We start from the raw sequence: 14,136 nt of genomic DNA on the forward strand, positions 1-14,136 counted from the left end.
CCCAGCATTAATTAGACGTTTCTTCTTGTAAATGAATTCGTCCGTCCTCTTTATCTATGTTCAACAAAAACAAACGAATCATCCACGTCTCTTCTATATAAAATTTTGAACCGATTTTTTCAAAGGGCTCGGACATGGCATCATATCTTTTTTGATTATAAACATAAAATGGTTCTTGAATAGGAAATCTAAATGCCCTAGTTTCATTTTGGACGTATAAACCTTTATCTGTGTCGTCATACGTATAGCCCAACACATCTAATAATGGTTCTGCTGCATACAAAACCTTTCCATCCTTAAATAGGACGTCGATGTCCTTTTGTATGCCATCGTTAATATATACAAGTCGTGAATCTTCAAACAACAATGGGAACTTGTCGTTTTGCAGATCATTCCATTCGAAAAATGAAGTTTTGGAGTCCAGAAGAGATGACAATAGCTTATCCAACTTCTCCGCACTTAACTCCTTCTGATTTTCCAACAAGGACTTCCATTCTGACAATTGACTATTAGTCAAATAATTAGTTATGGTCTCATACATCCATATTGACTTTTCAGCCCCCACAGGAGACTCCATTAAAAAGCTGCTTACTACTTCTGCTAGCAGAAGATTTTCGGTCGGTAAATTATAGCCATCCTGAATATTTTTAACAGCTATATCTCTCTGTATAGAAGGCAAGTCCTCATTTTCCAAAAATAAAATATTGGTTGCGTTCACTTTGTACTTATTATCCTCAACTAAAATAGAAGAATGTCTAGTGTTAGGTAATTGTAATTCATCTAAAAGCTTTTGTAGACCAACCGCTACCGGCTCCTTGGAATAGACCGAATAATGATCATTTTGGTATTGAATCGGTAAAGCTTCTTGTTGCCAATATAACTCTTGTACAGTACCTTCTCCAATAGAAAGTGAGTAGTCAATTAAGTCTAAAGAAGAGTTACCAATCTTAGGTAGTCCACTTACCCACATTCCTCCTCTTTTTAAAGAGTCTGTTATATGTAATGTTGTATAGGTTACATCACCATTTTCTAGCTTTAAGAGAAAATCAGAAAGAACGACTCCTTCTTTTAAACCATTTGGCAAAGGAAAAGTATAGGATACACTTTGACTGGAGACTTCATCTTCAAGAAAGCTACTCAAGTCTTCTGCAAAACGTTTACAGCTATCTCCAGCACCGTTTAAACAGCTCCTATTTTCACTAGCAATTGGCCATAAAATAGAGACTTTCTCCTTTGGTAAGTTAAAAAAGTGATGATTTACTTGTATACTATTTTCAAATAATTGGATATCTACTTCTTGCTCATATGAAAAGTCCTGTACTTCTTCATCTATATTGGAGGAGTACACCTCATATTGAAATAATAATAAAACGCAATTTGTTACTACTAAAAGCATAGATATAAAGCCTACAATAATTTTCATGGAATTGTCCTCCAACATAGTGGTAAGATGAATTGGAAAGGAAGTGTTTTCATTGATCCAACGTTTTATAGAACTTGGCGAAGGTTACGGAGATACATTTGAGCTATGTGAATTAGCACGTGTAAACAAGGAACGTATTTACAGAGCATTTATCTTCTCTTCACCAAAAAATGGGAAGGACTATATTTCTATAGCAATTGCTCTAAAACCCATAAATGATACCAAATTTTTCCCAATTTACATTTGCCGTGAGGGCATTCCCCAGTCACAGCCAGAATCCAAAAGACTAAGTACATTTAAAGAAACTTTAAACGAGTTACAGGTTGAACCAATAAAAATATCTATTAAGCATTCCTCGACGTTTGCAGATACGCATTTATTTTATCAGTATATCATTGGAATCCTAAGATTAAACCATTATATACCACCATTCCAATAAAATGCTATAGACCGATTTTATAATCATACTCTTTAGCTTTATCTGGTTTACTATTTTCAAATTCTGTTTTTACAAACGGACGATAGGACTCTAATATTTCTTTTACAAAAGGAAGTTTATTCATCTTTTGTTTAGCCGCTTCTATCTGATCCTGATCACAATATAAAACGACATATTTCATTTTTTTAGAAATATAATGGACATGCCCGTATTTTCTTAAAGATTTAGCCTGCTTTAAATGATGCACATAGACAATTAGTCCTTGTCTTTCTGTCATACGCTTCCCCTCATTTCTTCCTTCAAGAATAACATATGGAGGATTTTGATAGCAACAACAACTAGCTGACAGCTAAATATCAATTGGCTATAATTAAAGAAATCGTCGCAACATAAGTGAGTTAAGTTCCTATTATCTTGCTACAATTTGAATAAGTCCAAAAAGGGGGATTAAAATATGGGGAAAAAATCTAATGTAGCTCTTGCAATTGCTGCTGCTGCAGGTGCCGCTTGGGCTAGTACAAAAGCTTTATCAAAGCCGGATAGCCGCCCTTCAAAGGAAGCATTAAAGTATGAACATCCCATTATTCTTGCACATCGAGGAGGACTAGCCCTTGCTCCTGAAGGCTCCATGGCTGCTTTTGATAATGCTGCAAAATTAGGAGTCCATGGCTTTGAAATTGATTTGAGATTAACTAAAGACGAAGAAATCATTGTATTTCATGACGAAACATTAGAAAGAACAACAGATCTTACAGGCAAGGTTGCAGACTACACGTTGTCTGAGCTTAGAGCTGCAGATATAGGGTATCATTTTAAAGATATAAAAGATGGCTTTTCTTATAGAGGCAAAGGTGAACGAGTGGTAACACTTGGTGAGTTAATCGATGCTTATCCACAAATGCTCATTAATATGGACATAAAGGACAACCCTGCGACTTATGAAGGTAGTCTAATGCCATCTAAGCTATGGAGATTGATAGAAGAAAAACAAGCCTTTGATCGGGTAGTTGTAACAAGCTTCTTTGATGAACAAATTGATCGTTTCAATCTCTACGCTCAAAACAGAGTTGCTTTAGGTGCCGGAGAAAAAGAAGTGAAAAAAGCATACACAGCTTACACTTCACAATTTAGACATTTATATCATCCAAAGGCGGACATTTTTCAGTTACCGCTAAGAGCCAAAATGGTTTCTCTGGACAGTCCTGGATTTATAAAATTTTTATCTACTTTAAATATCCCGGTACATTATTGGACCATCAATGATCCAGAGGTAATGAAAAAGCTTATTCAAAATGGAGCAAAAGGGATTATTACAGATAGACCTGACCTAGCAATTGATGTATTAAAGTTGAACTAGAATTTTATGAGTAAAAAAAGGATGTGCACAATTAATGTACACATCCTTCCTAATTTATTTGGTGCAGCTATCCATTTGTTTGATTAGCTGACTTTTAATTTTGTGATTTTCTTAAGCTGAGCAAGAGCACGACCCGCCGGTTCCACAGCCACTACCGCAGCTTGAACCGCTAGAAGCGAAAAATGGATTACTTACAGGTACTTTGACTCCTTCTGAGACTGTTTTACCAATAATCAAGCTTACCTCATCGAGGAGGTCCTGTAACTCGTTTTCAGCCACCTTAAGAGCTGCTATTTCATCTACCATATCAAGATTACGTTTAGTTACACGAATGTCTTTCATGACTCTTGAGTAATCTGGATGGTATTTTCCAAAGCGTTGAACCTCTTCATATTGGTCCTTCAGTCGGGTAAAGCTATTGATTTCCCGCACTAGTTCAGGTTTTGTATATACAGCACGATGTGCATTTAAGTAAAGGTAAAATGGTTCAGAGGATAAAATCATTGTACATAATAGGTCTGAGTGATCCATTATATCCACCCATTCATCAGTCATAATCATAAATAAAACCTCCAATCCTGTTTATCATAACAGAAAACTGGAGACAATTGTTAAACTAATAACTTAAGTGTTAGGAGAATTTCTATGGAAAATTTACAAACTCTATTTGAACAAGTTACAAAAGAAGCCTCAGAAACGGAAAAAGGCTTACTGACAGACTTCCTTACCGGATTAAAAAAGAAACAAGAAGGACTTGCCCCTACATACCTAAATGCGACGTTTCAAATGGACACTCGTTTTGAGGACAACCAATGTATTGTAACACTTCCTGTTACCCCACTAATTCATAACAGCTTTGATATGCCTCATGGTGGTGTCATTGCAACTTTGGTCGATAATGCTATGGGATTTTTAGTGAACAAAGACCTTCATCCAGAAGGAAAAGGTGCCGTTACAACTAATATGACGATTAACTACATAAAAGCTTCATCCGAAAAGCAACTGATTGCTACATCTACGTACTTACATAAAGGAAGACAAACGCTAGTAATGGAATGCACGGTTACCCAACCGGATGGGAAAAAGATTGCTCATGCAACCGGATCATTTTTTGTTATTACACCTTCATCAAAATAAGACTGAACTACTTCAAGATCAGAAAAGGGTAAAACAACTTCTTTAATAATTTGTTCTTTTTCATGCCCTTTTCCCGCTATTAGAACGACGTCTCCTTCTTGAGCGGTAGCTAATGCCAAGCGAATTGCATTTCTTCGATTAGCTTCCACCATTACCTTGCTAGGGTCTATCCCTTGAATAATCTCTGCGATAATTGCTTCTGGTTCCTCATTTCGTGGGTTATCAGAAGTGATAATTGCCTTAGTAGCATATTTGGAAGCTACTTCTCCCATCCATTTTCTCTTTTGCTTATCACGATTTCCTCCACACCCAAAGACAACGAATATATTTTTCTTCGCATAAACTGTAATAGAAGACAAACAAGCTTCTAATGCATCAGGTGTATGTGCGTAGTCTATCAATACTTCAATCCCCTTATTATTCTGTACCCTTTGTAGCCTTCCAGCCGGTAAATTTACTGGATAGATCATCTCACATGGGAGGCCAAGCCCTAACATTGCACCAAGTGCAGCAGCTAAATTCATCCCATTATGATATCCACTATTCCTCATGATGACAGACGTCTCTTTTCCATTTACTTCATATTCATACTTAACTTCTTCATTTAAATATTTTTCATTACTAAAAATTACATCGTTACCTTTCTGATTTCCGAATCGTATTGTTGGTATATATGCTTTTTGTGCAACTGAACGACACCATTCATCATTATTATTAACTACTAGCTTTCTCGCCAATGGAATGAGTAGCTCCTTAGATTTTTTATATGGCACCATGCCGCCATGAAACTCTAGATGGTCTTTTCCAATATTTAAAAATACAGCTACGTCCATTGGATAACTTCCTAATCGATTATCCAACAAGCCTTGAGAAGAGGCTTCTAATACGATGTATTCCACATCATAGTCATAACAATACCTCACTACCTGTATGAAATCATAAAAAGGTAGAGTGGTATTGTTTCTAAATTGTCTTTCCAATTTTTCACCATTCACATAGACCCCTAGAGTACCAATTACACATACTGACTTCTGTTGTTGCTTCAATAGCTGCCCAATAAAAGAAGCAACGGTAGTTTTACCATTGGTACCTGTAATGCCTACTGTCTTTATTTTTTGTCCATATTTTTTATAGGTTAAATACGCAATCTTGTCTTTTAGCAAAAACATATCAGATGGAAGAACGATTTGTGGAACACTACAGTCTGGAATATAATGCTGAGTAATGACTAGATTAGCCCCTCTTTGGATTGCTTCTTCTACAAAGGTACGATTGTTGGATTCCCAGACAAATACATCTCCAAGCTGTATTTGTTTGGAATGATCTATAAAACGATGAACCGTTATACCATTTAAATCTCCAAATATCTTATATTCCAGACCCTCTAATAGCTCTTTTATTGGATAAATAGTAGCTCACTCCCTACACCATTCTTGTTAAATCGCATACAGTAAAATGAATTCCTTGTATTTTATGAACGGAGTGTTTGAAATGTCACGAAAAGAGTGGTTGAAAATATGATTGTGCAAAAATATGGAGGAATTGCGATGCAGGATACTTCGAATAGACAATTAGTCATCGAAAGAATCCAAAAAGCAATCACTGCCCATAAGAAAGTGTTAGTTGTTGTATCCGCCATGGGAAGAAGAGGTCAACATTACTCTACCGATACATTGCTTGACCTTATACCAAGCTCGCCACACAGTGTAGAGACAGATTTACTTTCTGCATGTGGAGAGCTCATTAGTGCATCTGTACTAGTAGCAGAATTGAAACAAAATGGTGTTCATTCAACTATTTTGTATGGTAAAAATGCTGGGATTATTACTAACGAAGAATTTGGCAATGCAAATATAGATAAGGTAGACACCACACAAATTTTAAAAACATTTGAGGACTACCCATGCATCGTAGTTCCTGGGTTTCAAGGAGTTACAGAAGGTAGTAACAATTTTACTACCCTTGGAAGAGGTGGAAGTGATTTAACGGCTGTCGTATATGGCTATTATTTAAAAGCAGATGTTGTAGAATTTTACAAGAATGTGCCAGGAGTGATGTCAGCAGATCCTTCTACTAATAGCGAAGTGGAATTAATATCCCATATGACGTATGATGAGCTTCAACTTAAAATAAATGAACCTGTAGAAGTCATACAAAAAAGAGCAGCAAATTTTGCTGCCCTTCATGGTGTCCCACTTCATATTCGCTCTTTGTACGAAGAAACAAATGGTACTTTTGTTCATCTATAATTATTCTAGATTATCTTTTTTCTCAATAAAGTTTTGCGTATAGTAATTACTGTAGACTCCTACACCGGTATGAGTATATGACCTACCTAATAAAGTTTGTCGATGGTCTGGGGAATTCAACCAACCATTCACAGCTTCTCCAGCATCAAAGTAAAAAGCAGCAGTATTACCACCAGCGCGATTAAAATCCAGTGATGCTTCTTTAAGCTTATCTTTAAACCTTGGTATCTCAAAGTTATCGTTTGTAACAATATTATTCTTTGCCATCTCTTCACTGTGCATATCAGCCAAGTTCTGGAGGTTAACGTCTGATTCTAAAACACGTAACCCATGTCGAAGCCTTAAAATATTTGTTATCTCCACAACTTGGATAGCAGTAGCTCTATCCGCCTTTACTTGAAGATTGGAAGATGGTGTTTTAGATTCAATGACTTCCCCACTATATAAGATATCATACGGTTTATGCAGGAGAAGAGTTTGTGAGTCACTAAATCTGACAGCCTCTAGCTGTTGATCCTTTTGATCAATATAGAGCATCGCGAACAAATCATCAAATTGAACCAGCAGTCTAGTTTTAATATCATTTTCGTTTAAGGAAAATATATATGTGTTGTCGCCAATATTCATTGTTACTTCGGATTGCACTAGTGTGAACCGGTAGATGTCTTCAAGAGACTGACCAATCTTGTAAGGGGAAGTATCAACATGATTTCCTATTGCAAATGCCTGTGTTACTTTGTCTTCTTTAACTCCTATTAACATATAGTCGGAGAAAGTCTTATTATATACCCACCATTCATATCCATAAATGGAAGGGTCAATTCTAGCTGGATTTCCATAAAGGGTCCTCACTTCCTTTACTGACTTTCCTATTAAAGTGGAGATTCCCTCCTTCGGCCTTGTGAATATACTAACGGTTTCGACTACTTCTTCTCTTTCAACTGGAATTAGCTGGCCGTTATTATTTGAACCTGTTATTAAATCGTTTTCTCGAACTGGTGAATCAAAATATATGAATATTAATAATATAATAGCCATGCCAACTAAAATATGAAATAAAGTTTTCAACTTTTTTGGCTCCTTCGAAGTTCCTTCATTTTCATTAGTATATCAAGGATATGTACAAATACACAATGTTGTCATTGCAACATTTTTGAATTTGAATTAATATTAATAAGAACAGATTCTTAGTATAACTTCAATGTGAAGGAGGACAATTCGATGTATTTTGAAAATACAGGTATAGAAGACAAAGTCTTAGACTTAAATGTATTAGACGACATAATGAAAAAACATGGTTTAATCCGCGCCGGACAATGGGATTATGAACGTGTGACTTACGATAAGAAATTCGAAATTAAAGAGGGTATCTTCTACCTTCGTATATTCGGTTTTACAAAAGAAGGAGATGTTGGTGCACACGAAGCTAACATTACACTTTTAAAACCGGTTTTAGGAAAACACTATTATCCGCATGGTGTGGAATACGGTGAAGGTGAAGTATTCCCGAACCATCTAGTTAAATCTTGTGTAACTACTCTAACAGCTTTAAAAGCTGAATTAGATGAATTTGCTATCCAAGGTTAACTAATGAAACGTTAGAGAAAAATTTCTCTAACGTTTTTTTATCTGTTAAAACTGGTATTCCTTGTATATACTTAAAGGAACGATCTATAAAGGAGCAAAATAGAATGGTTTTAAAAGCGTTTAAAAAAGAAAACATTAAGTATATAATCCTATTTATTTTTATTCTGTTCATTTCTATTTTCATCCTACCAGTGTCAGTTCCGATTATTTTAGCGTTACTTACTGCGATAGTTATTGAACCAGTTGTAAAGTTTACTCAAAGGGTATTTAAATGGAAACGAAAACCTGCAGTTATTACCAACTTCATTTTTTTTCTAACCATCATTTCGGCCCTCTTATATTTCATTGTAACTAAGCTTATAAGCCAACTCCTTTATACTTCAAAAGTAATCCCTTATCATCTTAATAGTTTGACTGGGATATGGATAAATATTCAGAATAACGTCTTTCAGTATACCGAAGGGCTACCTCTTGAAGTAGTACAGTCCATACAAGATAAGTTTAATGCTACCTTAACAAGTATGAAGGATGCGCTTCTAGATCTTTTAAGCTACTCAAATATTTCGGCCCTGCTAACTAATATTCCTGAGTTTCTTATAAACTTCATAGTTTTTATAATTGCTCTTTTTCTATTTATGTTAGACCTAGAAAACCTAAGCCAAAAATTCTTTTTCTTCCTGAAGGATGGGACTGCTGAAAAGGTACGCGTCATGACTTCTAGCGTAAAGAAAGTAACCATTGGTTTTATGAAGGCTCAAATATTAGCTAGCTTCATCATTTTAGGCGTTTCTTTAATAGGATTGTTATTTATTGTTCCATTTAAGATAGCCATCATAATGTCTCTAGTTATTTGGATCATAGATGTTATTCCTATTTTAGGATCGATTGCTGTATTAGCTCCATGGGCAGGATATTTATTCCTTGTAGGTGATACTGTATTCGCCACAAAGCTCACGGTTCTTGCTATAATTTTACTTATAATTAGAAGAGCTGTAGAGCCTAAGTTAATGGGTAGTCAAATGGGTATATCCCCTTTAGCGATTCTTATCGCCATGTTTATAGGTGCTAAATTGTTTGGCTTCCTTGGGTTCCTAATCGGGCCACTGGTCGTCATATTATTTATAACCGCAAGAGAAGCGGGCATGATTCGATTAAATTTTAAATTATAATTCGATTACAAATATACAACACAAAAAAGGTGAAATTGCATGTCGCAATTTCACCTTTTTATGTTGCTGAGACTAATTTTACCCCAAGCCTCGTCATTCTATTTCTTATTGAAATTCCATTGCTTAGAAATGAGTCTACTACAGGGAACATAAGTTATTATCCACCGAGAATTGCTTTGAACACGGAGGTAGTGTCCCCGCCTTTATAGAATATATAAAGCAATGAATACACTGCCACTCCTGTGATTGCGACAAAGAACCATATAACACTAGTAATAGGTCCAAGCTTACGGTGTTTCTTTATATTGTTCTTATATCCTAAATAAATTGTAACTAATCCAAATACTGCCCCAGTAGTGGCTAAAATAATATGGAATATTAAAAATACCGTATAGTAAATTTTAATATCATCCGGCCCACCAAAGGCTGTATTTCCTATAAATAATGTTCGAGACACATAAATTATGAAAAACGTAAGCGCTGAGATTGCGGCTGCAAACATTGTTTTTTTATGAGCTTCTATTTTTCTCTGCTTAACTAAAATCCAACCAACCGCAACAAGCACAGCACTTAAAACAATAAAAAATGTGCTGATTGTAGGTAATACTGGAACACTCATTCTCATTCTCCTCATATATAAAAATTATAGTTTAGCTTGTACCTTTAAGTCGTCTAATGCTTTTTGAGTTATTTGATCTGCATTATCCTGCTCATTTTTATACCATGCAAAGAAGATGGAGAATAAGAATGCAGCATATATAATTTCTTGAATAATTTTCATTACTATTCCGCCCAGCTGTTGATCCTCTAGTGGATCTAAGTTAGAGAACAACTCAGGACCAGATAGGTTTAGACCGGCTAATGTATCTGTAGGTACACATAACTCCATGTTCTTTAACCAAACATCAGAATCTGTATATGTGTCATACATTGGACTATTTGAGAAAATGATTAGTGCACACGCTGGGGTGATTAATACTGCACTCGCAACGATAAAACCAATTTTCTTTAGGCCATGTAATTTTTTTTCCGACTCCAGCACGTCCACAATGGACCACCACATAAAGACAGCCGTTAAAAATAGCATTAAAGTATAAGCCCCGTGAAGAACCTCGTTCATCTTAATAGCATCAAAAACCAAAGGAATATGATACAACGAGAAAGTCATAGTAAATAATACTAATGATAACAGTGGCTTTGTAAAGAAAGGAATGAGCTTTCTTAATACCGGTAACTCAAGAACCACTTTCCATACCCACCATGGAATCCCTTTCATAAGTAGGGGTGGTACTAGTAATAACAGAAGTGCCATCTGAACCATATGGAATGTAAACATGATATGTGCCATTAAATCCAAAGGAGAGCCTTTTACAATATATAAAAGAACTAAACCAGAAATAAAATAAATTGCTTCTTTTCTTTTTAGTGGCTCGGAAACTTTAAAGTCATTTCTCCATTTGACAGTAATCAAGAAATATAAAATAGCTATACAAACTAATAATCCTAAAAGAATAGGACTCCATAAAGCTTGGAAGCCGAATATGCTAATAGACATACTTATACGCTCCTTTTTAAGTTGCTACCCCTATTATATAGGGCAGTTCAATTAACATCAAATGAACGAACTATGACAATTATTACTATTATAAAATTTGTGACAGACTGTCACACATTGATTTAGATATAAAGGCGATTATAATGAAATCAAATTTCATGAATCACTCTCTGCCGGTTAATTGCACGGATCAGTTCTATTAATGATTCAGAGACAGGCGTCACCTCCATTGGTGCAGATAATATATCATAACGTGCACCTGTAAAGCATCCCAGAAGTTGAATTTAGTCCATATTTTTATATTAAAACAGGAATTATGAAGTTATTTTATCTAAAAAAAAAAAGAGCTAAGAAAAATCTTAGCTCTTTTAGTATTACCACCAAACAATTGTTATGAAAGTTAGTAGGAATGTAAAACCAACCATTGCTGCAAAATAGATGAAATAAGCAGGAATGTTATGATTTTTTTCACTCATATGCATAAAGTAGTAAAGTTGTAACACTACTTGAACTGCAGCTAACAATAAAATGATTGGGATAATGTAGTATTTTGAAAAACCTGCTACTACTGCTGTAAATGAAATTAACGTCAAGAAAATCATGATAGAGAATGTCGTTACTTGTGTACGCATATTCTCTCTTCTTTTTCGCTTCAAATATTCAAATTCAGTTTGAGATCTAACGTAAACATGATTGTCATGTGAAGACATTAGTTCACCACTCCCATCAAGTATACTACTGTAAAGATGAATACCCACACAACGTCAATAAAGTGCCAGTATAAAGATGCAGTATAATATTTTGGTGCATTGTATAAGTTGAATCCACGTTTAGCATTACGTAGAAGTAATAAGATGATCCATCCTAAACCAATAACTACGTGAAGACCGTGAGTACCAACTAACGTAAAGAATGCAGTTGAGAAAGCACTTTGTCCATAGTGGAATCCTAAATGTACATAGTGATTGAACTCATAAATTTCTAATCCTAGGAAAACTAGACCTAACAATACAGTAATAGCCATCCAAGTTTGTGTACCGCGGAAATTATGGTTTTTCATATGGTACATAGCATAAACACTTGTTAACGATGAAGTTAACAGAATCATTGTCATGATAAAAACTAGAGGTAATTCAAATAACGTATTTGTACTGAATTCCATACCCTCTGGCCCTTTATTTTTAAGGGCTAAATAAGTTGCAAACAAACTAGAAAATAGTACAGTTTCACCGGCTAAGAACAACCAGAAACCTAAGAATTTATTCTTACCTTCCATTGTTGCTTGTTCTGGATGATCTGGCCAAGTTTGTGGGGTGTACTTTTTATTCACGTCCATCTTATTTACCCCCTTTGTCATTCATTAAATCTTCTTTATGAATGTGATATCCGTGGTCGTCTTTCAATGAACGAACAGCCATAGAAGCAACTGTAATTGCAAGTCCTAGTACTAATACTGGAACAGCCCAATCTTTTTCACCATTGTAAAGTGCACCGAACGCTGCGATAAATAAACCTAATGTCATTACGAAAGGAATGAAAGAATTGTTAGGCATATGGATATCCGAAATTGGCTCTGCATATGTCATGCCTTCTTTGTTTCCTTCTTGTTTTTCAATCCAGAAAGTATCTAAACCACGAACTAGTGGAGTTTGTTTAAAGTTGTAGAATGGAATTGGTTGTGGAATAGCCCACTCCAATGTACGTCCATCTTCCCAAGGGTCATTTCCAACTTTTTCGTTTTTAACAATTGTGATAACGATATTAATTACAAGGATAATTACACCGATTGCCATGAATACGGCACCACCGGAACTGATTGCGTTGAATAAATCCCAACCTTGATCTGCTCCGAACGTGAATACACGACGTGGCATACCCATTAATCCTAAGAAATGCTGAACAAAGAATGTTAGATGGAAACCGATAAAGAAGAACCAGAAAGTCCACTTACCTAATTTTTCACTTAACATTTGGTTGAACATTAAAGGCCAATATAAATGTAATGCAGCTAAGATAGCAAGTACTACCCCACCAACGATTACATAATGGAAATGGGCAACGATAAAGTAAGAATCATGTACTTGGTAGTCAAGTGGAGCCGCGGCTTGCATGACACCAGTTACACCACCTGCTACGAATGAAGGGATAAATCCTAATGCATAAAGCATCGGAACTGTAACTTTAATACTTCCTCCCCAAATTGTAAGCAGCCAGTTAAATATTTTCATACCAGTTGGTACAGCAATTGCCATTGTTGCAACTGCAAAAATTGCGTTAGCTGTTGGCCCTAATCCAACTGTAAACATGTGATGGGCCCAAACCATGAATCCTAAGAATCCGATCAATACTGTCGCAAATACCATGGATGAATATCCAAATAGACGTTTACGAGCAAATAATGAGAAGATTTCTGAGAAAATACCGAAAGCAGGTAAAATCAGAATATATACCTCAGGATGTCCAAATATCCAGAATAAATGCTCCCAGATAATTGTATTTCCTCCCATTTCATGATTGAAGAATTGTCCTCCAAACATACGGTCGATGATAAGGAAGAAAAGACCGATTGTAAGTGGTGGGAATGCAAATAAAATTAATGCACTTGCCACAAATGTAGTCCAAGTGAACAATGGCATACGCATATATGTCATACCAGGCGCACGCATATTAATAATTGTTACAAGGAAGTTAATCCCGGCAATATACGTACCAGCACCGGATATTTGTAGTCCGAGTGCATAGAAGTCAATACCGTGACCAGGCGATGCTAAGGACAGTGATGCATAAGAAGTCCAACCAGCATCAGGAGCTCCACCCATAAACCAAGAAAGGTTTAGGAAGATACCACCAAATAAGAATAACCAAAATCCAAGTGCGTTTAAGAACGGGAATGCTACGTCACGTGCACCGATTTGTAGTGGCACGACGGCATTCATATAACCAAATAATATCGGCATGGCTGCAAGGAAAATCATCGTAGTACCATGCATTGTTATAATTTCATTGAAAAGACCTGCACTTACAAAGTCGTTATCCGGTTTAGCCAATTGGATACGAATAAGCATTGCCTCGATACCACCGATTACGAAGAACAAACCACCGGCAGCGAGATACAGGACAGCAATCTTTTTATGGTCTACTGTTGTCAAATAGTCCCATAAAGTTGCGCCAAAGCCTTTTTTCTTAGCTATAGAACTCACAACTTTTTACCTCCCTCATT

Annotated in this window: 16 protein-coding genes; 6 read left to right on the forward strand and 10 right to left on the reverse strand. The window is 35.9% G+C overall.

From position 1 onward, the window contains the following. Positions 1-7: 7 nt before the first annotated feature. Positions 8-1,423: a hypothetical protein gene (locus tag MKY09_RS13355; protein ID WP_342566863.1), complete on the reverse strand. Its 1,416-nt coding sequence runs from the start codon at positions 1,421-1,423 to the stop codon at positions 8-10. 43 nt (positions 1,424-1,466) lie between these two features. Between MKY09_RS13355 and MKY09_RS13360 the strand changes: the two genes are divergently transcribed. Further along, a complete protein-coding gene (locus MKY09_RS13360; protein ID WP_342566864.1) occupies positions 1,467-1,862 on the forward strand; it encodes a methylthioribose kinase in 396 nt (131 codons plus the stop codon). A gap of 4 nt (positions 1,863-1,866) precedes the next feature. Here the strand turns inward: MKY09_RS13360 and MKY09_RS13365 are convergent, their stop codons facing one another. Continuing rightward, entirely contained in the window at positions 1,867-2,139 is a 273-nt protein-coding gene (locus MKY09_RS13365) for a DUF2129 domain-containing protein (protein ID WP_169358960.1), read from the reverse strand. A gap of 177 nt (positions 2,140-2,316) precedes the next feature. Between MKY09_RS13365 and MKY09_RS13370 the strand changes: the two genes are divergently transcribed. Continuing rightward, positions 2,317-3,219 carry a glycerophosphodiester phosphodiesterase gene (locus MKY09_RS13370; RefSeq protein WP_342566865.1) on the forward strand — a complete coding sequence of 301 codons (903 nt, stop codon included), beginning with the start codon at positions 2,317-2,319 and terminating at the stop codon, positions 3,217-3,219. A 111-nt stretch (positions 3,220-3,330) separates the two neighbouring features. Here the strand turns inward: MKY09_RS13370 and MKY09_RS13375 are convergent, their stop codons facing one another. Continuing rightward, positions 3,331-3,780: a YlbF family regulator gene (locus MKY09_RS13375; protein ID WP_169358958.1), complete on the reverse strand. Its 450-nt coding sequence runs from the start codon at positions 3,778-3,780 to the stop codon at positions 3,331-3,333. 84 nt (positions 3,781-3,864) lie between these two features. Here MKY09_RS13375 and MKY09_RS13380 point away from each other — a divergent pair, with 84 nt between their 5' ends. Further along, positions 3,865-4,356, forward strand: coding sequence for a PaaI family thioesterase (locus MKY09_RS13380; protein ID WP_169358957.1), 492 nt, complete (start codon positions 3,865-3,867; stop codon positions 4,354-4,356). On the opposite strand, the gene MKY09_RS13385 is transcribed toward MKY09_RS13380, so the two are convergent. Continuing rightward, positions 4,311-5,765 (reverse strand): UDP-N-acetylmuramoyl-L-alanyl-D-glutamate--2,6-diaminopimelate ligase, encoded by a 1,455-nt coding sequence (locus MKY09_RS13385; protein ID WP_342568250.1) that lies wholly within the window; start codon positions 5,763-5,765, stop codon positions 4,311-4,313. The two genes, MKY09_RS13380 and MKY09_RS13385, sit on opposite strands and share 46 nt — an antisense overlap. Before the next feature lie 108 nt (positions 5,766-5,873). Here MKY09_RS13385 and MKY09_RS13390 point away from each other — a divergent pair, with 108 nt between their 5' ends. After that, entirely contained in the window at positions 5,874-6,605 is a 732-nt protein-coding gene (locus MKY09_RS13390) for an aspartate kinase (RefSeq protein WP_342566866.1), read from the forward strand. Here MKY09_RS13390 and MKY09_RS13395 read toward each other — a convergent pair whose 3' ends face one another. After that, complete coding sequence (locus MKY09_RS13395; protein WP_342566867.1) at positions 6,606-7,673, reverse strand: CAP-associated domain-containing protein; 1,068 nt, start codon at positions 7,671-7,673, stop codon at positions 6,606-6,608. It lies immediately after the preceding gene. A 153-nt stretch (positions 7,674-7,826) separates the two neighbouring features. Between MKY09_RS13395 and MKY09_RS13400 the strand changes: the two genes are divergently transcribed. Then, positions 7,827-8,192 carry a YugN family protein gene (locus MKY09_RS13400; protein ID WP_169358954.1) on the forward strand — a complete coding sequence of 122 codons (366 nt, stop codon included), beginning with the start codon at positions 7,827-7,829 and terminating at the stop codon, positions 8,190-8,192. Positions 8,193-8,296: 104 nt separating this feature from the next. Next, positions 8,297-9,361, forward strand: a complete 1,065-nt coding sequence (ytvI, locus tag MKY09_RS13405) for a sporulation integral membrane protein YtvI (protein ID WP_298471919.1) — start codon at positions 8,297-8,299, stop codon at positions 9,359-9,361. Between the two features lie 157 nt (positions 9,362-9,518). Here ytvI and MKY09_RS13410 read toward each other — a convergent pair whose 3' ends face one another. The 5 genes from MKY09_RS13410 to MKY09_RS13430 all read right to left on the reverse strand — a co-directional run bounded on the left by MKY09_RS13410 (position 9,519) and on the right by MKY09_RS13430 (position 14,116). Beyond that, positions 9,519-9,980, reverse strand: a complete 462-nt coding sequence (locus tag MKY09_RS13410; protein WP_169358952.1) for a DUF420 domain-containing protein — start codon at positions 9,978-9,980, stop codon at positions 9,519-9,521. Between the two features lie 24 nt (positions 9,981-10,004). Next, a complete protein-coding gene (gene ctaG / locus MKY09_RS13415) occupies positions 10,005-10,916 on the reverse strand; it encodes a cytochrome c oxidase assembly factor CtaG (RefSeq protein WP_342566868.1) in 912 nt (303 codons plus the stop codon). A gap of 374 nt (positions 10,917-11,290) precedes the next feature. Beyond that, positions 11,291-11,626, reverse strand: coding sequence for a cytochrome c oxidase subunit IVB (gene ctaF, locus MKY09_RS13420; protein ID WP_298471915.1), 336 nt, complete (start codon positions 11,624-11,626; stop codon positions 11,291-11,293). After that, positions 11,626-12,252, reverse strand: a complete 627-nt coding sequence (locus tag MKY09_RS13425; protein ID WP_298471913.1) for a cytochrome c oxidase subunit 3 — start codon at positions 12,250-12,252, stop codon at positions 11,626-11,628. The genes ctaF and MKY09_RS13425 overlap by 1 nt, the downstream gene beginning before the upstream one ends. A 1-nt stretch (position 12,253) precedes the next feature. Further along, on the reverse strand, positions 12,254-14,116 hold the full coding sequence (locus MKY09_RS13430) for a cytochrome c oxidase subunit I (RefSeq protein ID WP_298471911.1): 1,863 nt from the start codon (positions 14,114-14,116) through the stop codon (positions 12,254-12,256). Positions 14,117-14,136 lie beyond the last annotated feature (20 nt).

Origin of the sequence: Psychrobacillus sp. FSL K6-4046, from assembly GCF_038624605.1 — a bacterium.
GTDB lineage: Bacteria > Bacillota > Bacilli > Bacillales_A > Planococcaceae > Psychrobacillus.

Excerpts from the sequence above, each read along its gene's own strand:
- MKY09_RS13355 (WP_342566863.1), bottom strand. The coding sequence starts at position 1,423 with ATGAAAATTATTGTAGGCTTTATATCTATGCTTTTAGTAGTAACAAAT.
- MKY09_RS13365 (WP_169358960.1), bottom strand. The coding sequence starts at position 2,139 with ATGACAGAAAGACAAGGACTAATTGTCTATGTGCATCATTTAAAGCAG.
- MKY09_RS13370 (WP_342566865.1), top strand. The coding sequence starts at position 2,317 with ATGGGGAAAAAATCTAATGTAGCTCTTGCAATTGCTGCTGCTGCAGGT.
- MKY09_RS13375 (WP_169358958.1), bottom strand. The coding sequence starts at position 3,780 with ATGATTATGACTGATGAATGGGTGGATATAATGGATCACTCAGACCTA.
- MKY09_RS13380 (WP_169358957.1), top strand. The coding sequence starts at position 3,865 with ATGGAAAATTTACAAACTCTATTTGAACAAGTTACAAAAGAAGCCTCA.
- MKY09_RS13390 (WP_342566866.1), top strand. The coding sequence starts at position 5,874 with ATGATTGTGCAAAAATATGGAGGAATTGCGATGCAGGATACTTCGAAT.
- MKY09_RS13400 (WP_169358954.1), top strand. The coding sequence starts at position 7,827 with ATGTATTTTGAAAATACAGGTATAGAAGACAAAGTCTTAGACTTAAAT.
- ytvI (WP_298471919.1), top strand. The coding sequence starts at position 8,297 with ATGGTTTTAAAAGCGTTTAAAAAAGAAAACATTAAGTATATAATCCTA.
- MKY09_RS13410 (WP_169358952.1), bottom strand. The coding sequence starts at position 9,980 with ATGAGTGTTCCAGTATTACCTACAATCAGCACATTTTTTATTGTTTTA.
- ctaG (WP_342566868.1), bottom strand. The coding sequence starts at position 10,916 with ATGTCTATTAGCATATTCGGCTTCCAAGCTTTATGGAGTCCTATTCTT.
- ctaF (WP_298471915.1), bottom strand. The coding sequence starts at position 11,626 with ATGTCTTCACATGACAATCATGTTTACGTTAGATCTCAAACTGAATTT.
- MKY09_RS13425 (WP_298471913.1), bottom strand. The coding sequence starts at position 12,252 with ATGGACGTGAATAAAAAGTACACCCCACAAACTTGGCCAGATCATCCA.